This window comes from Pseudomonas sp. BO3-4 (assembly GCF_034044115.1).
GTDB classification, from domain to species: domain Bacteria; phylum Pseudomonadota; class Gammaproteobacteria; order Pseudomonadales; family Pseudomonadaceae; genus Aquipseudomonas; species Aquipseudomonas alloputida.
In genome coordinates, this window is sequence record NZ_CP139018.1 from 1,370,090 (window position 1) to 1,387,839 (window position 17,750).

General features: G+C 62.2%; 16 protein-coding genes, 1 tRNA gene and 1 pseudogene. 11 read left to right on the plus strand and 7 right to left on the minus strand.

Features of this window, described 5'->3' with window-relative positions:
• Positions 1–133: 133 nt before the first annotated feature.
• From queE to REH59_RS06270, 3 genes are all read left to right on the plus strand, one after another.
• A complete protein-coding gene (queE, locus tag REH59_RS06260) occupies positions 134–781 on the plus strand; it encodes a 7-carboxy-7-deazaguanine synthase QueE (protein ID WP_003254753.1) in 648 nt (215 codons plus the stop codon).
• A gap of 17 nt (positions 782–798) precedes the next feature.
• Complete coding sequence (gene queC / locus REH59_RS06265; protein ID WP_010952369.1) at positions 799–1,473, plus strand: 7-cyano-7-deazaguanine synthase QueC; 675 nt, start codon at positions 799–801, stop codon at positions 1,471–1,473.
• Positions 1,474–1,533: 60 nt separating this feature from the next.
• Positions 1,534–1,609 (plus strand) — tRNA-Lys (locus REH59_RS06270).
• A gap of 93 nt (positions 1,610–1,702) precedes the next feature.
• Here REH59_RS06270 and REH59_RS06275 read toward each other — a convergent pair.
• From REH59_RS06275 to REH59_RS06285, 4 genes and pseudogenes are all read right to left on the minus strand, one after another.
• Positions 1,703–2,662, minus strand: coding sequence for a cation diffusion facilitator family transporter (locus REH59_RS06275; RefSeq protein ID WP_010952370.1), 960 nt, complete (start codon positions 2,660–2,662; stop codon positions 1,703–1,705).
• Positions 2,663–2,804: 142 nt separating this feature from the next.
• Entirely contained in the window at positions 2,805–3,560 is a 756-nt protein-coding gene (locus REH59_RS28725; RefSeq protein ID WP_370626846.1) for a methyl-accepting chemotaxis protein, read from the minus strand.
• 150 nt (positions 3,561–3,710) lie between these two features.
• A pseudogene (gene mcpU, locus REH59_RS28730) lies at positions 3,711–4,871 on the minus strand (methyl-accepting chemotaxis protein McpU); the annotation flags it as partial.
• A 66-nt stretch (positions 4,872–4,937) separates the two neighbouring features.
• Positions 4,938–6,290, minus strand: a complete 1,353-nt coding sequence (locus tag REH59_RS06285; RefSeq protein WP_014862073.1) for an APC family permease — start codon at positions 6,288–6,290, stop codon at positions 4,938–4,940.
• 446 nt (positions 6,291–6,736) lie between these two features.
• Here REH59_RS06285 and REH59_RS06290 point away from each other — a divergent pair, with 446 nt between their 5' ends.
• Positions 6,737–8,245 (plus strand): YdgA family protein, encoded by a 1,509-nt coding sequence (locus tag REH59_RS06290; RefSeq protein WP_128573900.1) that lies wholly within the window; start codon positions 6,737–6,739, stop codon positions 8,243–8,245.
• 274 nt (positions 8,246–8,519) lie between these two features.
• Positions 8,520–9,578: a quinolinate synthase NadA gene (gene nadA, locus REH59_RS06295; RefSeq protein WP_003254747.1), complete on the plus strand. Its 1,059-nt coding sequence runs from the start codon at positions 8,520–8,522 to the stop codon at positions 9,576–9,578.
• A 320-nt stretch (positions 9,579–9,898) separates the two neighbouring features.
• Here nadA and REH59_RS06300 read toward each other — a convergent pair whose 3' ends face one another.
• Positions 9,899–11,335 (minus strand): M48 family metalloprotease, encoded by a 1,437-nt coding sequence (locus REH59_RS06300; RefSeq protein WP_003254746.1) that lies wholly within the window; start codon positions 11,333–11,335, stop codon positions 9,899–9,901.
• 122 nt (positions 11,336–11,457) lie between these two features.
• Here REH59_RS06300 and REH59_RS06305 point away from each other — a divergent pair, with 122 nt between their 5' ends.
• Positions 11,458–11,697: a sulfurtransferase TusA family protein gene (locus REH59_RS06305; RefSeq protein ID WP_003254745.1), complete on the plus strand. Its 240-nt coding sequence runs from the start codon at positions 11,458–11,460 to the stop codon at positions 11,695–11,697.
• Between the two features lie 20 nt (positions 11,698–11,717).
• The gene (locus REH59_RS06310) at positions 11,718–12,788 is read left to right on the plus strand and encodes an AI-2E family transporter (protein WP_003254744.1); all 1,071 of its coding nucleotides are present in this window, start codon (positions 11,718–11,720) and stop codon (positions 12,786–12,788) included.
• A 117-nt stretch (positions 12,789–12,905) separates the two neighbouring features.
• On the opposite strand, the gene REH59_RS06315 is transcribed toward REH59_RS06310, so the two are convergent.
• Positions 12,906–13,379 carry a peroxiredoxin gene (locus REH59_RS06315; RefSeq protein WP_014755600.1) on the minus strand — a complete coding sequence of 158 codons (474 nt, stop codon included), beginning with the start codon at positions 13,377–13,379 and terminating at the stop codon, positions 12,906–12,908.
• 11 nt (positions 13,380–13,390) lie between these two features.
• The gene (locus REH59_RS06320; RefSeq protein WP_003254741.1) at positions 13,391–13,951 is read right to left on the minus strand and encodes a glycine cleavage system protein R; all 561 of its coding nucleotides are present in this window, start codon (positions 13,949–13,951) and stop codon (positions 13,391–13,393) included.
• Positions 13,952–14,210: 259 nt separating this feature from the next.
• Here REH59_RS06320 and dapA point away from each other — a divergent pair, with 259 nt between their 5' ends.
• From dapA to purC, 4 genes are read left to right on the plus strand one after another with little or no spacing between them, the layout of a single operon-like run.
• Positions 14,211–15,098 carry a 4-hydroxy-tetrahydrodipicolinate synthase gene (gene dapA / locus REH59_RS06325; protein ID WP_003254739.1) on the plus strand — a complete coding sequence of 296 codons (888 nt, stop codon included), beginning with the start codon at positions 14,211–14,213 and terminating at the stop codon, positions 15,096–15,098.
• A gap of 15 nt (positions 15,099–15,113) precedes the next feature.
• Positions 15,114–16,235, plus strand: coding sequence for an outer membrane protein assembly factor BamC (gene bamC, locus REH59_RS06330; protein ID WP_003254738.1), 1,122 nt, complete (start codon positions 15,114–15,116; stop codon positions 16,233–16,235).
• Entirely contained in the window at positions 16,236–16,994 is a 759-nt protein-coding gene (locus tag REH59_RS06335; protein WP_003254735.1) for an MBL fold metallo-hydrolase, read from the plus strand.
• 30 nt (positions 16,995–17,024) lie between these two features.
• Entirely contained in the window at positions 17,025–17,735 is a 711-nt protein-coding gene (gene purC, locus REH59_RS06340) for a phosphoribosylaminoimidazolesuccinocarboxamide synthase (RefSeq protein WP_003254733.1), read from the plus strand.
• Positions 17,736–17,750: the final 15 nt, after the last annotated feature.

Genomic DNA, 17,750 nt, shown 5'->3' on the forward strand with positions numbered 1-17,750 from the left:
CAGTCGCGGGTTTTTTCGTTAGAATCACTGCCCTTTTTTCGTAAACACGCTGCTGCGGATAACGCGATGTCGAGTCCGCGACAGTGCCTGACGGAGGCGGACAGCCTGTTTAGCTGTCACGCCCGTGGCGAGCATGCAAGACACATTACGCATCACCGAAGTCTTTTACTCTTTGCAGGGTGAGACGCGAACGGCCGGGCTGCCTACGGTATTTGTGCGCCTCACCGGTTGCCCCCTGCGTTGCCAGTACTGCGACAGTGCCTATGCCTTCAGTGGCGGTACCGTTCGCACCCTTGATTCGATCCTTGAGCAAGTGGCCGGCTTCAAGCCGCGCTACGTCTGTGTCACCGGTGGCGAACCGCTGGCCCAGCCCAACGCCTTGCCATTGCTGCAGCGGCTGTGTGACGCGGGTTACGAGGTGTCGCTGGAGACCAGCGGCGCGCTGGATATTGCCGGCACCGACACCCGCGTCAGCCGTGTGGTCGACCTGAAAACCCCAGGCTCCGAAGAGTCGCACCGTAACCGCTACGAGAACATCGAGCAGCTGACGCGCAACGACCAGGTCAAGTTCGTCATTTGTTCCCGTGAGGATTATGACTGGGCGGTATCCAAGCTGATCCAGTACAACCTGGCAGAGCGTGCCGGTGAGGTGTTGTTCTCACCCAGCCATCATCAGGTGAACGCCAGTGACCTGGCTGACTGGATCGTTGCTGACAACCTGCCCGTACGCTTCCAACTTCAGCTGCACAAGCTGCTGTGGAACGACGAGCCCGGACGTTGATTGAGGAGCACGTACACATGACAGAAAAACGCGCAGTAATCCTGTTGTCCGGCGGCCTGGACTCGGCCACCGTGGTTGCCATGGCCAAGGCCGAAGGCTACAGCTGCTACACCATGAGCTTTGACTACGGCCAGCGTCATCGCGCCGAGCTGAACGCCGCTGCCCGCGTGGCCCGCGACCTGGGTGTGGTCGAGCACAAGGTGATTGGGCTGAACCTCGACGGCATCGGCGGTTCGGCATTGACCGACAGCAGCATCGACGTGCCGGAAGCCCCGGGTGAAGGCATTCCGGTCACTTATGTGCCGGCGCGCAACACCGTGTTCCTTTCGCTGGCGCTGGGTTGGGCTGAAGTGCTGGAAGCGCGCGACATCTTCATTGGCGTCAACGCCGTCGATTACTCTGGCTACCCGGATTGCCGTCCCGAGTTCGTCGAGGCCTTCGAGCGCATGGCCAACCTGGCGACCAAGGCTGGCGTAGAAGGGCAGGGTTTCCGCATCCAGGCGCCGCTGCAGAACATGAGCAAGGCGCAGATCGTGCAGGCCGGTATGGCCCGTGGTGTGGACTACAGCCTGACCGTTTCCTGCTACCAGGCTGACGATGACGGCCGCGCCTGTGGCAAATGCGACAGCTGCCGCCTGCGCGCCGACGGTTTCAAGGCCGCCGGTATCGAAGACCCGACTCGGTATTTTTGAAAAAATCGTGATGGGGTGTTGAATTCTCGTTAGAAATCAGTATTATACGCGCCATCAAATGGGTCGTTAGCTCAGTTGGTAGAGCAGTTGGCTTTTAACCAATTGGTCGTAGGTTCGAATCCTACACGACCCACCATACGCAGTCCGTGAAAGCCCGCTACCAGAAATGGTCGCGGGCTTTTTCGTTTGCGCTACGGGTTTCGGAAAAAGGGCGCAGAGCGCCCACACATTACTCGGCCCATTCCGGGTCGCCAGTGAACACCACTGTCAGCCAGCGGTCCGGCCCTTCGCCGCCTACCGCGTCGCCAATCTCGTTGCGCCAGGCATCCCATTCATCGATGGTCTTCGCCGCCATGGTTTTGGGCACGATGAAATACAGTTCGATCTCCCGCGAACGCCCGACCTTGGCGACATAGGCGCGGTAAGACTGCAGGCCGTGGCGAGCGACGAAGGCCTTGGCCACCTCATCTACGTGCAGCTTGAGGTCGCCAGGGGTGACCAGGAAGATTTCAGACAGCGCCTGACGCACCACCGACATCGGCAACGGCACGATCACCAGGCACACCAGCGCCAGCACCGCCGGGTCAATATAGGGTGATACCCATTCCAGCGCAGTGCCTTGCACGGCATAGCCAAAGCAGAAGGCGATCAGCAGTGCGGCAGTGATGCTGGCCGACATCACCCAGCCCTTGACGTCCATGCGCACGAAGTCTGACTTTAGTTTGCGGTTGGCGCGGGCCTCGATGACGGCGATGGTCACGCAGGTGATCACCGTCAGCGCCGCGTAGACCATGGCAATGCCGAACTCCAGGTGGCGCCCGCCTTGCAGCAGGCTGCTGACGGCATTGATCAGCGCGTAGATGGCCACGCCGCCGAGCAGAATGCCGTTGAGCGCCAGTACCATGGGTTCCAGGTGCCAGAAACCCATGGTGAAGCGCTCGCGCAGCTTGCGTGACATCTGCACGCTGGTGGTGTGCGAAGTGATCAGCTTGACCACCACCAGCGACAGCCCGCTCATGCTGGCGTCGACCAGCGAGTACACACCGTCGAAGACGATGGAGAACGAGCCGGAGGCAAGGCCGAAGGCGATGCCGATGGTGGCGATGAACAGGGTGGCGGCGATCGAGGTGCGTAAAAGTCCTTGTTCGCTGGTGATGTCGAAGAAGGTGGATCGGGTTGGATTAGGCATAAGTTGTGCTCAAGAATAACAATGGTGCGGTGCCTGTCAGGGCCTCTTCGCGGGCACGCCCGCTCCCACAGGAACTGCACAGCCCCTTAGGGTTACGCCGAACCTGTGGGAGCGGGCGTGCCCGCGAAGAGGCCCTGACAGGCTAAACGCGAAACTGCTCCATCAGCGCTTGCTGCTGGTTGGCCAGCCGGTTCAGGGCCTGACTGATGCGTGCCGATTCATCGGCCTGTCCGGCCAACGATTCTGTCACGTCTCGAATGCCGGCCACGTTACGGTTCACTTCCTCGGCCACCGCACTCTGCTCTTCCGCCGCCGAGGCAATCTGCAGGTTCATTTCGCTGATCACCGCCACGGCCTCGCCAATACGCTGCAGTGCCGGTAATGCCTGCTCCATGCGTGCGGCGCTGTCCTGGGCCTGGCGTTGGCCTGCATGCATGGCCCCCACCACGTCCTGGGTGCCTTGCTGAAGGCCTTCGATGACCTGGCGAATTTCCTCTACCGAAACCTGCGTGCGCTGGGCCAGGCCGCGCACCTCATCGGCAACCACGGCGAAGCCACGCCCGGCTTCGCCTGCGCGGGCCGCTTCGATGGCGGCATTCAGTGCCAGCAGGTTGGTTTGCTCGGCAATGGTGCGGATCACTTCAAGCACCGAGCCGATTTGCCCGCTGCGGTCTTCCAGTGCACGGGCCTCGTCCATGGCAGTGTTCATGCCTGCGGCCAGGCGGTCGATGCCCTGGCGCGTGCTGTCCACCAGTTGCAAGCCTTCCTGGCTGGCCTGATCCGCGGCGCGTGCGGCCTGGGCCGCCTGCGAGGCGTTGTGGGCGACATCCAGAGCGGTGGCGCTCATTTCATTGGCCGCTGTGGCCACCTGTTCGATTTCGCGATGCTGCTGCTGCATGCCGTTGCTGGTCTGGCTGGCGATGGCAGCCGATTGGTCGGCGGTGTCGCGGGCCTCCTGCAGCGACCCTTTGACCTGAGCAATGACCGGTTGCAATTTGTCGAGGAAGCGGTTGAACCAGCCGGTGAGCAGGCCCAGTTCATCCTGGCGGGCGTAGTCCAGGCGACGGGTAAGGTCGCCTTCGCCACTGGCAATGTCTTCCAGGCGTGCCGCCACGGCCAGGATTGGCCGGCTAACGCCGCGAGCGGTCAGCCACACCAGCAGCAACCCCACGATTGCCGTGCCAAGGCCTATCAGCAGGCTGGTGAGGTTGGCATTCTGGTTATGGGCATCAAGGCGCTGGTTGAGGGTTACGGCAGGGGCCTGCAGCACGCTTTCCGGTACTTCCAGCCATACCTGCCACGGGGCTGTGTCAGGGATTGGCGTGAAGGGGTGGGCCACGCGTAGCAGGCCGTCGGCTGCCGCATTTGCCATGGGCTTGCCGAGCGTGCTGTCGTCGCGGCTGTTGCCCGCCAGCAGGCCGGCGGCGGTGGCGATACTCACCTGGCCCTGGCCGTCGAACAGGTCGCGGCGGCCGTCCACACTCAGTTGCTGCAGGTTGGCCAGGCCGATGTCCAGGCCGACCACGCCGACTACCTTGCCGTGTTCCAGCAGTGGCAGAGCGATGCTGGTCATCAGCACCTGACGGCCGTTGACCTCGTCGAGGTACGGTTCGAGCATGCAGGTCCTGGCGGTGTCCTGCGGGCAGGTCAGCCAGCGGTTCTTCGCCGCGCCGTTGCTGCCGATGCTGGTGTCACCGAGCATCGTTTCCGGCATGGCTTCAAGTTCCAGGGTGCCGGGGCTTGGTTGGGACCAGTACAGCGAGAAACGCCCGCTCTCATTGCTGCCCAGGGCGTCCTGCCCGAGGTAGTGGCTGTCCTGCTGGTCCAGGGCATTGGGCTGGAACACCAGGTACAGGCCAATCACATCCGGGTTGCCGGCCAGGCTGGCACGCGCCTGGCGGGTCAGTTCGGCGCGCAGGTCGCTACCACCACGGTCCTTCAGCACCTGTACCAGGCGGGCAAAGCCATTGCCGTACTGGTAGGCGTCCATGAAGTAGCGCTGGATACGCAAGGCCTGGGTTTCGGCGTGGGCCTGCAGGCGCTGGCGGGCGCTGTCTTCGAGCATGGCAGTGTTGGCCTGGTTGACCAGGGCGGCGCTGCGATGGGCCTGGGTCAGCGAGGTGGCTACCAGCAAGGCGACAATGGCCAGCAGGCACAGGCCGGCGAGGAGTGTGATCTTCCACTGGATGGAGAGGCGACGCAGCGGCATGAGGGCTTTCCTTTTCAAACAAATGCAACGCCCGCGATCAGGCGCGGGCGTTGTTGGCAGCGTGGGTCATTCGGCGACGTAGTTGGGCGGTGCCGCGCGGAAGGCTTTGGTCAGCCAGCCCAGGTAGACCAGCCCGAGCGCAGCCCAGATGCCGCCAAACATCAGCGAATGTGCGTTCAGGTCCAGCCACAGCGAGACGATGATGCAGAAGCCGATGGTAGGCAGAACCAGGTACTTAAACTGGTTGCTCAGGCCTTTGCGATTGCCTTCACGCAGGTAGCAGTGGTTGATGACCGACAGGTTGACGAAGCTGAACGCGACCAGGGCGCCGAAGTTGATGATGGAAGTGGCGGTAACCAGGTCGAAGAAGATCGCCGATAGCGAAATCAGCCCTACGACTGCAATGTTCAGCACTGGCGTCTTGTAGCGCGAATGCAGGCGGGCGAAGACGCTGGCCGGGATCACGTTGTCGCGGCCCATTACATACAGCAGGCGTGACACGCTGGTTTGCGAGGCCAGGCCCGAGGCGATGGTGTTGATCACGGTGCAGGCAATGAAGATCGACTGGAAGAGCTTGCCGCCAACGTACAGGGCAATTTCCGGCAGGGCTGCTTCATGGTCGTGGAAGCGGGCCATGGTCGGGAAGTAGGCCTGGATGAAGTACGACACGGTGATGAACACCACGCCGCCAATCAGTGCGGTGAGGAAGATTGCCCGGGGAATGGTCTTGGCCGGATCGCGGGTTTCCTCGGACAGGCAGGTGACCGCATCAAAGCCCAGGAACGAGAAGCACAGGATGGTTGCACCGGCGGCCAGGGCACTGAACTGGGTCTGGCTGTCGGCGAACGGTATCAGGCTCCAGGTGGTACCCAGCCCTTCACCCTGGTCCAGGCCGCGCACGCACAGGTAGATGAACACGGCGATGATCGCCACCTGTACACCCACGAACAGCAGGTTGAAGTGGGCCACCAGGTTTACGCTGCGCATGTTGATCAGGCTGATCAGGGTGACGAAGCCGGCGACCCACATCCACTCAGGTACTTCCGGGAACATGGCCGAAAGGTACAGCTTGGCCAGTAGCGCGTTGACCATCGGCAGCAGCAGGTAGTCCAGCAGTGAAGACCAGCCCACCAGGAAGCCCACGTGCGGGTTGATCGCGCGCTGGGTGTAGGTGTAGGCCGAGCCCGACTGCGGGAAGCGTTTTACCAGGGTGCCATAGCTCACCGCGGTGAACAGGATGCCGGCCAGTGCCAGGATGTAGGCGCTGGGTACATGGCCAGCGGTGATCCCGCTGACGATGCCGAAGGTGTCGAACACGGTCATCGGGGTCAGGTAGGCCAGGCCGATGATGATCACGTGCCAGAGGCGCAGGGTTTTGCGAAGTTGGCCGTTGCCGGAAGCGCTGTGGTCAGGCTGCATGCTGGCATGGCTCCTGCTGCTGGGCGTAAACGACGGGCACGGTGTATTGCGCATGCGGCAAGGGCGAGCGGGTGGGCTCCATATTGTTCACCTTTTATGTTGGAGCGGCGGAAGGCGCGGTGGGGCGCGCAAAGTGGTGAAAATAAAAAACGATGGGTAGGTTGGTGTCAAGTTAAACATGACAAGATGTTGCAAAATTGAAATATTTATCGATTAAATACGGGATTTGTTCGGTTGTTGCGCGTTTTTTTGCGATTCTGATCAATTTGAGTGTTCGTAAAAATTAACGAATCCTTTGCTTGTTTCACCTGGCTGTCGGATGTGTCCGAAAAATGGCATTTCTCGAGCTGGGCCAGCACTCGGCCCAATCGGGGGTGGTACTCTTCGATTTCTGCGTGGCCTCTGGCCGCCTTCGAAGCCCTTACGGACAGCAATCGGTTCTATTCATGAAGAAATCAGTTGGCATCCTTTCCGGCCTGGCTATCGCCATTGCCGTCGCAACCACCGCAGGCGCCTGGTACACCGGCAAGCAGCTGCCGGCAGAGCTGGACAACGCCCTTGCACGCAGCAACGCCGAACTCAAAAAGGCCCTGGTCAGTACCGGTGGTAGCATGAGCATCGAGCGTGTGTCGCTGGAGCAGCATCTCTTCAGCAGCACTGCCCAGTACCGGCTCAAGGCTCGCGACATCAACGTGGGGCAGGGCGAGGTGATCAATTTTGACGTGGGCGTGACCGACCAGATCGAGCACGGCCCGTTTCCCTGGTCGAGGGTCAGGGCACTGAAGCTGATGCCGGTAATGGCGGTCAGCAACAGCACGCTGCAGAAGGATGAAGCCGTCGCGCCATTGTTCGCCGCTGCGGGTGAAAAGGCCCCGATCAGCGCACAGACCAGCCTGGGTTACGGCGGCAGTGTGGTCAGCCAGGTTCAGCTGGCGCCGCTCAAGTTTGACGAAGCGGATGGCAACACCTTCGACTTTTCGGGCATGCAGTTCGAAGTCAGTGGGGACAAGGAGGGCAAGGCCTCCAAGTTCCGCGGCCAGGCCGACAGGCTGGTGATGAAGCGTGTGCATGACGACCAGCCGCCGGCCACGTTCGAGCTCAACGGGCTGACGTTTGGCGGTAACCTCGCAGCCACCGCGCACGATGCCATCTATGTCGGCAACGTCGATCTGGCGTTGGCTGAAGCCAAGGTCACACTTGGGCCGAAACAGCAGGTGCTGTTGATCAAGGGCCTGGAACAGAACGCCTTGCAAACCCTCGACGGCACGGACACCGTAGGTGGCCGCGCGGCGTACAAGGTCGGCGACATCAGCTGGGATGGCCGCGCGGTAGGCAAGGCGCAGATGGCGGTGAGCGTGACTTCGGTAAACGCCCCGGCGCTGCAGGCCTTGTCGAAGTGGTACCAGTCGCACTTGCCGGAGTTCGAGGCCGCCAGTGCGGCTGGCCAGCCGGTGCCGCAGATCCAGATGGACGACGCCGAAAAGGCCCGCTTCCAGGGTGACTTGCAGAAATTGCTGGCCGCCAAGCCCAAGCTGGCGGTGGAAAACCTGTCGTTCAAGACCGCCAATGGCGAGAGCCGCTTCAACCTGTCGATGGACCTCGCCGCACCGGCCAGCTTCGACCTGCCGCCGGACCAGCTGAGCAAGCAGATCATCACGGAGGTGAAAGGCAAGCTGTCGCTGTCCAAGCCGATGATCGGTGACCTGGCGACCTTGCAGGCCTTGCTGGATGGCCAGACCGATGCGCAAGCGATTGCCATGCAGTCGAGCCAGGCGGGGGAGATGGTCGGCATGATGGCGCTGCAGAGCGGCATGGCCACCGTACAGGGCGATGATGTGGTCAGCAGCCTGCACTATGCCGATGGCATGGTCGATTTCAATGGCCGAAAAATGACCGTGGAAGAATTTGCCATGTTCATGGCGGCGCATCTGGCGGCCCTGTCGCCGCAGGGGTGATGGTTTCTCCTGTTGCGGCCTCTTCGCGGGTGAACCCGCTCCTACCAGGATTTCACCGTGTAGGAGCGGGTTTACCCGCGAAGAGGCCAGCACAGGCAACACAAAAACCCCTTTAGTAATCGCTGGATTGTCTGTAGCCTTCGGCCTCCGATAATAATCCGCGCCCGCAGAGGGCCGTGGCGGTCACCATGCCGTCCGGCACCCTTAGCCGATCTGCCAGGGCCGGGTGATACACTCGATTTGACGCGCAAGCGCGCCTGCAGGTCCAGCGATCATGACCCAGATTTCCGAACGCCTTTTGGTTCAGGCCCACCTCGACGCCAAGCAGCCCAACCCGCTGACAGCCGAGCAGGAGGCCGAATACCGTGCGGCCATCGCTGCCGAGCTCAAAGCCCAGAATGCCGTGCTGGTTGCCCATTACTACTGCGACCCGGTCATCCAGGCGCTGGCTGAAGAAACCGGCGGCTGCGTGTCCGACTCGTTGGAAATGGCCCGTTTCGGCAAGAACCACCCGGCCGAAACAGTCATCGTGGCCGGTGTGCGCTTCATGGGCGAGACGGCAAAAATCCTCACCCCGGAAAAGCGCGTGCTAATGCCGACACTGGAGGCCACTTGCTCGCTCGACCTGGGCTGCCCGGTAGAAGAGTTCTCGGCCTTCTGCGACCAGCACCCTGAACGCACCGTGGTGGTCTACGCCAACACGTCCGCAGCGGTGAAGGCACGCGCCGATTGGGTGGTGACTTCGAGCTGTGCCCTGGAAATTGTCGAAAGCCTGATGGACAACGGCGAAACCATCATCTGGGGCCCGGACCAGCACCTGGGCCGTTACATCCAGAAGCAGACCGGTGCCGACATGCTGCTGTGGGACGGTGCCTGCATCGTTCACGAAGAGTTCAAGTCGCGCCAGTTGGCTGACATGAAGGCGCTGTACCCGGATGCTGCGATCCTGGTGCACCCCGAGTCGCCGGAAGCGGTGATCGAGTTGGCCGACGCGGTGGGTTCCACCAGCCAGCTGATCAAGGCTGCCCAGACCCTGCCGAACAAAACCTTCATCGTCGCCACCGACCGCGGCATCTTTTACAAGATGCAGCAGCTGTGCCCGGACAAGGAATTCGTCGAAGCCCCCACCGCCGGCAACGGCGCGGCATGCCGCAGCTGTGCGCATTGCCCGTGGATGGCGATGAACACCCTGGAGCGGGTGCTGGATTGCCTGCGTAACGGCACCAACGAAATTTTCGTTGACCCGGCGCTGGTGCCCAAGGCGATCAAGCCGCTAAACCGTATGCTGGACTTTACCCAGGCGGCGCGGCTGAAGCTTTCCGGTAACGCTTGAGGTTGCCGGGGCCGCTTTGCGGCCCTATCGCGACACAAGGCCGCTCCCACAGGGATCGCGCCAGCTTTTAGAAATTGAGCAAGACAGCTGCTCCCACATGGCCCTGCAGACGCCTGTGGGAGCGGCCTTTTCCGGTAACGCTTGAGGTTGCCGGGGCCGCGTTGCGGCCCTATCGCGACACAAGGCCGCTCCCACAGGGATCGCGCCAGCTTTTAGAAATTGAGCAAGACAGTTGCTCCCACATGGCCCTGCAGACGCCTGCAGACGCCTGTGGGAGCGGCCTTGTGTCGCGATTGGGGCGCAAAGCGCCCCCAAAATCCTCAGCGCCCCATCATTTCCTGAACCATGCGCCGTTGCTCCATGATCTCGCGCTGGCGCTGGTCAATCTGTGAGGCCAGCGGGAAATTCCCACCCGCCCGGCGCTTGGCGTAATCCAGCTGCTGGATTGCCTGATCAAAGTCGCCGACCAGCGTGAAGTACTCGGCACGCGCCCGGTGCAAGCCAATGGTATTGCCCGACAAGCCACGCACCTCGGCCATGTCGTACCACACATCCGGGTCATCCGGCCGACTCTTCACCAGCTCGTTCAACACCTTCTCGGCCTCAGCCGGCTTGTTCTGTTTCACCAGCAGGTCGGCACGCACCTGTTTCAACGGGTAGTTGCCCGGGTACAGCCCCTGCATCCGTTCGGCGCGCTGCTGGGCGTCGGCAAGACGGTTGTTGGTGATGTCCAGGTCGATTTGCGCCAGGTTGTAGGTGATGTCGTTGGGCGCCTTGGCCAGCAGCGGCTTGAGCATTTCACGGGCCTCGTTCAATTGCCCGCCCTTGATCTGTGCCAAGGCCAGGCCATAACGTGCGGCATCCAGTTTTGGGTCTTCGTCCAGCTGGGCGCGGAAGCGCTTGGCGGCAAGCCCCGGCGTGCCTTCGTAGGTCAGTGCTACCCGGGCGCGGATCAGCTGGTAGCGCATGCTGTCTTCAATACCACCCTGGGGCGCCTGGTCGGCGCGGTTACGGGTGTCGGCAATACGTGATTCGGTCACCGGGTGGGTCAGCAGGAACTCCGGCGGTTTTGCGTCATAGCGATACTGGCGTGCCAGGCGCTCGAACATGGTCGGCATGTTGCGCGGATCGTAGCCGGCCTTTTCCAGGTTCTGGATACCGATGCGGTCAGCTTCCTGTTCATTCTGGCGCGAGAAGCGCCGTTGCTCCTGAATGGCCGCCGCCTGGGTGCCGGCAATCATGCCGATGCCCGCATCGCCGGCACCACCTGCGGCCAGCACGATGCCGGCCAGCAGCGCTGCCATCATCGGCAACTGCATACGCTGCTGGGCCTCGACACCCCGTGCGAAGTGGCGTTGCGACAAGTGCGCCAGTTCGTGGGCCAGTACCGAGGCATATTCACCCTCGGTCTGGGCGTTGAGGAACAGCCCGCCGTTGACCCCGACAATGCCACCCGGGGCGGCAAAGGCGTTCAGCTCGCGGCTGTCGATCAGGATGAACTCCAGGCGCCGGTCCTGCAGCTGGCTGGTTTCGGCCAGCTTGTACACGCTGGTTTCGACGTAGTCCTTGAGCTGTGGGTCGTTGAGCTGATTGACCTGGCCGCGCAGCAGGCTGAGCCAGGCACGGCCCAGTTGGTGCTCCTGTTGCGGCGAGACGATCGCAGAACTGGCATCACCCAGTGATGGCAGGTCGTCAGCATGGCCGGGAAGGGCCATCAGGCAGGCCAGCGTCAGCAGGGTAGGGCGCAGTAGATTCATGCATGAAGCTCGCGTCGGATCAAAGATACCTACTGTAGCGGGCTCACACGTTGGCGACCAGTGGCGCTATCCTAGCCAGCCATGCCAAGAAGCACCCTGGCGATGCCTTTGGAGACCCTGCGATGAGTAACACCCTGACCTGCGACGCCGAACTGGACGCCAGCGGGCTGAATTGCCCTTTGCCACTGCTCAAGGCCAAGATGGAGCTCAATCGCCTGGCCAGTGGCGCGGTGCTCAAGGTTATCGCCACGGACGCAGGCTCCCAGCGCGACTTCCGCACTTTCGCCCAGTTGGCCGGTCATACCCTGCTGCAAGAAACGGCCGAGGCCGGTACCTATACTTACTGGCTGCGCAAGGCCTGAGTCTTTTCCAAGGATCGTCAATGTTCAAAGTGCTTCGCGACTGGGTGCAGCGCTACTTCTCCGATGAGGAAGCGGTGGTGCTGGCGGTCCTGTTGTTCCTGGCTTTTACCGCCGTGCTCACCCTGGGCGGCATGCTCGCGCCGGTGCTGGCGGGCATGGTGCTGGCGTTTCTGATGCAGGGGCTGGTCAACGCCCTGGAGCGCGTGCGCGTACCGACACGCCTGGCGGTGATGCTGGTGTTCGCCTTGTTCATGGGCGCACTGGCGGTGTTCATGCTGGTGCTGGTACCGCTGCTGTGGCATCAGCTGATCACGCTGTTCAACGAGCTGCCGGGCATGCTCGGCAAGTGGCAGTCGTTGTTGCTGCTGCTGCCGGAGCGCTATCCGCACCTGGTGTCGGACGAGCAGGTATTGCATGCCATCGAATCGGTGCGCGGTGAAATTGGCAAGTTTGGTCAATGGGCGCTGACCTTCTCGTTGTCCAGCCTGCCACTGCTGGTCAATGCCATGATCTATCTGGTGCTGGTGCCGATTCTGGTGTTCTTCTTCCTGAAGGATCGCGAACTCATTGGCCGCTGGGTCAGTGGCTACCTGCCGCGCCAGCGCACCTTGCTGAACCGGGTGGGCAGCGAGATGAACCGGCAGATCGCCAACTACATCCGCGGTAAGGGTATCGAGATTCTGATCTGCGGCATTGCCACTTACATCGCCTTCATCAGCCTGGGGCTCAATTACGCAGCGCTATTGGCGTTGCTGGTGGGGCTGTCGGTGGTGGTGCCTTACGTGGGCGCGGTGGTCGTGACCGTGCCGGTGACCCTGATTGCGCTGTTCCAGTGGGGCTGGGGCGACCAGTTCATCTACCTGATGACGGTGTACGCGATCATCCAGGCGCTGGATGGCAATGTGCTGGTACCGCTGCTGTTCTCCGAAGCGGTGAGCCTGCACCCGGTGGCGATTATCTGCGCGGTGCTGCTGTTTGGCGGGCTATGGGGGTTTTGGGGGATATTCTTCGCCATCCCCCTGGCGACGCTGATCAAGGCCGTGCTGGATGCGTGGCCCAAGCAGGAGCCTAGCGTTTCACCGATGCTTTGAATGTCATTGGGGCCGCTCTGCGGCCCTTCGCGGGCACGCCCGCTCCCACTGGGCCCTGCACAATTCCTGTGGGAGCGGGCGTGCCCGCGAAGGGCTGCAAGGCAGCCCCATTCAATTTCAAGCCTTGTTCAAGGTCTGAGCAGCAGCCAGAACTGCATCCACATGCCCGGGCACTTTCACGCCACGCCATTCCTGGCGCAGCACCCCGTCCTTGTCGATCAGGAAAGTGCTGCGGTCAACGCCCATGTACTCCTTGCCATACAGCTTCTTCAGCTTGATCACGTCGAACAGCTGGCACAGGGCCTCGTCCTTGTCGCTGATCAGCTCGAACGGGAAACCTTGCTTGGCCTTGAAGTTCTCGTGCGACTTGATGCCATCACGCGACACACCGAATACCACGGTGTTGGCCGCGGCGAAGGCGTCATGCTGGTCGCGGAAGCCCTGGCCCTCGGTGGTGCAGCCTGGGGTGCTGTCCTTGGGGTAGAAGTACACCACCACCTGCTGGCCCTTGAGTTCGGCAAGGCTGACGGTTTGCCCGCTGGTGGCCTGGGCCTGGAAGTCGGCGACAGGTTGGTCGAGTGCTACAGCCATGATCGGTTTCCTTACATTGGGTTCTGGGGACGCCATGGCTCGATCAGAGCGTCGAGGTTCAGGGCATCGGCAAAGTCCAGGAACTGGTCGCGTAGCCAGCTGATCTGCGTGCCGGCCGGCAGAATTACGGTGAACTGGGCGTTGAGCATGCTGCTACCGGTTTGCGGCGCCAGGTAGGTGTCGCAGGTCATGGCTTCCAGCTCGACGCGGTGGTCAAGGAAGAACTGGCACAGCTCGTTGATGATGTCCGGGCGGTAGGCAGCACTGACGTAGGCTACATACGGAAGGGCCTGCGGGCGCACTTCCTGGTCCGCGCTGCGGACCACGTCGAGGGTCAGGCCGTGCTTCTTGCCCAAGCCTGGCAGGGTGGATTCGAGACGTGCCAGGGCGTCCCAGCTGCCGCCCACCTGCAGCACCAGGGCGCTGGTCTCGCCGTGGCGGCTCAGGCGCGAGGTGACCACCGCGCAGCGGTTTTCGAAGGCAGCGCGGCTGAGGACGTTGGCCAGCTCCATGGGGTTCGGGCCCAGGGCACTGATGACAAGGAATTGTTCGCGGACGGTGGGGGTGGACATGCAGCATTCCTAAAGCGATGAGCGGTCGGCACAGGACGGGCAAATGCCTCCTGTCGGCAGGGCCCGGGGCTCGCATGCGAGGTCTTGGACGCTGGCGGGGAGCAAGGTCGACGGCCCGGCGGGCCGCGCTGCACCGATCAAAGGGCCAAGGGTAGCGAAATAAGCCGCCGAGGGGAATGCTCCACCCGCCTGCTTCGCTTGTGCAAGGTCGATGCCCCCAGTACCATTACCGCTCTCTTTTTCCGGCAGGAGCAGTTACATGATTGCGGGCAGTATGGTGGCATTGGTCACACCCATGGATGCACAAGGGCGTGTTGACTGGGGCAGCCTCGACAAACTTGTAGACTTCCACCTGGAAAACGGCACCCATGCGATCGTCGCTGTCGGCACCACCGGTGAGTCGGCCACGCTGGATGTCGAAGAACACATCCTGGTCATCAAGCACGTGGTCGAGCGCGTCAAACGCAGCGCCAAACCGATTCCGGTCATCGCCGGCACCGGTGCCAACTCCACCGCCGAAGCCGTGCACCTGACCCAGAACGCCAAGAATGCTGGCGCCGACGCCTGCCTGCTGGTTGTGCCGTACTACAACAAGCCGACGCAAGAAGGCCTGTACCAGCACTTCAAGCACATTGCCGAAGCCGTCGACATCCCGCAGATCCTCTACAACGTTCCCGGCCGTACCTCCTGCGACATGCAGGCCGAGACCGTGATCCGCCTGTCGACCGTGCCGAACATCATCGGCATCAAGGAAGCCACGGGCGACCTGGCCCGCGCCAAGGCCATTCTCGATGGCGTCAGCAAGGACTTCATCGTCATGTCCGGCGACGACCCGACTGCCGTCGAGCTGATCCTGATGGGCGGCAAGGGCAACATCTCCGTCACCGCCAACGTCGCTCCGCGCGAAATGGCGGACCTGTGCGAGGCCGCCCTTGAGGGCAATGCCGAGAAGGCCCGCGCAATCAACGAAAAACTCATGCCGCTGCACAAAGACCTGTTCTGCGAGTCCAACCCGATCCCGGTGAAATGGGCGCTCGTCGAAATGGGCCTGATGCAAAAAGGTATTCGCCTGCCACTGACCTGGCTGAGCGAAGGCTGCCACGAAAAAGTCCGTACTGCCTTGCGCCAGTCCGGCGTACTGGTTTAAGAGGAAGTACACCGCATGAAGCGACTGGCTGGTCTTTCCGCCCTTGCCCTGATTATCTCCACCACCAGTGGGTGTGGCTGGCTGTGGGGCGAGGATGGCTATTTCCGCGACCGCGGCAGTGACTACCTGCAGGCGCACCCGACCGCGCCGATGCAGCTGCCGCCGGACGCCAGCAACGTCAAACGCCTTGACCCGCTGCTGCCGATTCCGCGTAACGTCGCTGACGATACCGTCAAGGGTGAGTTTGAAGTGCCTCGCCCGCAACCGTTGACGGGCGGTGCCGCCCAGGTCACCGACTACAGCCTGCAGCGCAGCGGCAGCAGCCGTTGGGTGCTGGCCCAGCATTCGCCAGCCGAAGTGTGGCCGGTAGCCCGGCAGTTCTTCGAGGATAACGGCTTCCGCATTGCTGAAGAGCGCCCGCAGACGGGTGAGTTCAACACCACCTGGCAGCGTTTCGACGAACTGTCGGCATCGCTTGGCCAGCGTCTGGCCAGCACTGCCAGCAGCGGCGACAGCGAGGTGCGTGTCCGTGTGCGCATGGAGCCTGGCGTGCAGCGCAACACCTCCGAAGTGTATGTGGTCAGCGTCGAGCGCCCGGCCGGCAGCACTGCCGAGCCTGCGTTCCCGTCCAGCTCCAGCAATACCGGCACCGATGCCCTGCTGGTCGACGAAATGCTTGCCAGCATGAACCGCAGCGCCGAGAAGGGCGGTTCGGTGTCGCTGCTGGCCGCGCGCGATTTCGACGCCCCAAGCCGCGTCAGCCTGAGCGAAGACGGCAGCGGCAACCCGGTGCTGTACCTGGGCTCCGACCTGGACCGCGCCTGGTCTGGCGTGGGCCGTGCGCTGGAGCAGGGTGGCGAATGGCGTGTTGAAGACATCAACCGCAGCCTGGGCCTGTACTACATCAACCTGTCCGAAAAGCCTGACGACAAGCAGAACCAGCCTGGCTTCTTCAGCCGCCTGTTCGGCAGCGAGCCGACCAAGGAAGAGCGTGAAGCCCGTGCCGAGCGTTACCAGGTTCGCCTGAGCAAGGTGGGTGAGAGCGTGCAGGTCACGGTCGAGAAAAACATCAACACCGTGGCTCCGGCCGATGTCGCCCGCCGTGTGCTGAGCGCCATTCAGGACCACCTGGGCTAAGTGCGCTTCGCGGTACTCGGAAGCGGCAGCCAAGGGAACGGCACGCTGATCGCCAGTGGTGACACGTTCATCCTGGTCGATTGCGGTTTTTCCCTGCGTGAAACCGAGCGGCGCCTGGCGCTGCTCGGGGTTTCTGCCGCTCAGCTCAGTGCAGTGCTGGTCACCCACGAACATGCCGACCACGTGCATGGGGTCGGCTTGCTGTCACGGCGCTACAATGTACCGGTCTACCTCAGCCAAGGGACTTTGCGCGGCATGCGCAAGCCGGTGGAGGTGGCCGGTTTTCTCGCGTGTGGCCAAAGCCTGCGTATCGGCAGCCTGGAAGTAACCGCAGCGCGGGTCGAGCACGACGCCTACGAGCCGTTGCAGTACGTGGTCAGCGACGGCAAGCGGCGCTTTGGCATGCTGACCGACCTGGGCTCTTACGACGCGCTGTTGCTGGAGCGTTACCAGGGCCTGGATGCACTGCTGATCGAGGCCAACCACTGTCGCGACCTGCTGGCACGTGGTCACTACCCGGCTTTTCTGAAGCAGCGGGTGGGTGGCATGCAAGGGCATTTGAACAACCACCAGGCTGCGCGCCTGGTGCACGAGTTGGGCTGGAACAACCTGCAACACCTGGTGCTGGCCCACCTCAGCAGCAAGAACAACCTGCCACACTTGGCCCGCCAGTGCTTTGTCGATACCCTCGGGTGTGACCCGGACTGGCTCCAGGTGGCGAATCAGGAACACGGGCTCGACTGGCGCGAAATCGCCTAGCCCAACACCTCAAGCAAGCGGAGCCCAATCATGGAAAAACGCGAAGAACTTTACCGCGGCAAGGCCAAATCGGTTTACAAGACCGATGACGCCGACCGCTTGATCCTGCTGTTCCGTAACGACACTTCGGCGTTCGACGGCAAGCGTATCGAACAACTCGACCGCAAAGGCATGGTGAACAACAAGTTCAACGCCTTCATCATGCAGAAACTGGAAGAAGCCGGCGTGCCGACCCAGTTCGACAAGCTGCTGGGCGACAACGAGTGCCTGGTGAAGAAGCTGGACATGATTCCGGTCGAGTGCGTGGTGCGTAACTACGCTGCCGGCAGCCTGGTCAAGCGCCTGGGCGTGGAGGAGGGCATCAAGCTGGAGCCGTCCACCTTCGAGCTGTTCCTGAAGAACGACGAGAAGGGCGACCCCTTCATCAACGAATCCCACGTTGTCGCGTTCGGCTGGGGCACCGCCGAGCAACTGGTGGAAATGAAGAAGCTGTCGTTGAAGGTCAACGAAGTGCTGAGCAAGCTGTTCGATGACGCCGGCCTGCTGCTGGTCGACTTCAAGCTGGAGTTCGGCGTATTCCACGGCCAGATCGTGCTGGGCGACGAGTTCAGCCCGGACGGCTGCCGCCTGTGGGACAAGGAAACCCGCAAGAAGATGGACAAGGACCGCTTCCGTCAGGGCCTGGGCGACGTGATCGAAGCCTACGAAGAAGTTGCCAAGCGCCTGGGCGTGCCGCTGTAAGCGACGCGTTCACGC

Coding starts and splice junctions, on each gene's coding strand:
- queE (WP_003254753.1), top strand. CDS start 134: ATGCAAGACACATTACGCATCACCGAAGTCTTTTACTCTTTGCAGGGT.
- queC (WP_010952369.1), top strand. CDS start 799: ATGACAGAAAAACGCGCAGTAATCCTGTTGTCCGGCGGCCTGGACTCG.
- REH59_RS06275 (WP_010952370.1), bottom strand. CDS start 2,662: ATGCCTAATCCAACCCGATCCACCTTCTTCGACATCACCAGCGAACAA.
- REH59_RS28725 (WP_370626846.1), bottom strand. CDS start 3,560: ATGCAGCAGCAGCATCGCGAAATCGAACAGGTGGCCACAGCGGCCAAT.
- REH59_RS06285 (WP_014862073.1), bottom strand. CDS start 6,290: ATGCAGCCTGACCACAGCGCTTCCGGCAACGGCCAACTTCGCAAAACC.
- REH59_RS06290 (WP_128573900.1), top strand. CDS start 6,737: ATGAAGAAATCAGTTGGCATCCTTTCCGGCCTGGCTATCGCCATTGCC.
- nadA (WP_003254747.1), top strand. CDS start 8,520: ATGACCCAGATTTCCGAACGCCTTTTGGTTCAGGCCCACCTCGACGCC.
- REH59_RS06300 (WP_003254746.1), bottom strand. CDS start 11,335: ATGAATCTACTGCGCCCTACCCTGCTGACGCTGGCCTGCCTGATGGCC.
- REH59_RS06305 (WP_003254745.1), top strand. CDS start 11,458: ATGAGTAACACCCTGACCTGCGACGCCGAACTGGACGCCAGCGGGCTG.
- REH59_RS06310 (WP_003254744.1), top strand. CDS start 11,718: ATGTTCAAAGTGCTTCGCGACTGGGTGCAGCGCTACTTCTCCGATGAG.
- REH59_RS06315 (WP_014755600.1), bottom strand. CDS start 13,379: ATGGCTGTAGCACTCGACCAACCTGTCGCCGACTTCCAGGCCCAGGCC.
- REH59_RS06320 (WP_003254741.1), bottom strand. CDS start 13,951: ATGTCCACCCCCACCGTCCGCGAACAATTCCTTGTCATCAGTGCCCTG.
- dapA (WP_003254739.1), top strand. CDS start 14,211: ATGATTGCGGGCAGTATGGTGGCATTGGTCACACCCATGGATGCACAA.
- bamC (WP_003254738.1), top strand. CDS start 15,114: ATGAAGCGACTGGCTGGTCTTTCCGCCCTTGCCCTGATTATCTCCACC.
- purC (WP_003254733.1), top strand. CDS start 17,025: ATGGAAAAACGCGAAGAACTTTACCGCGGCAAGGCCAAATCGGTTTAC.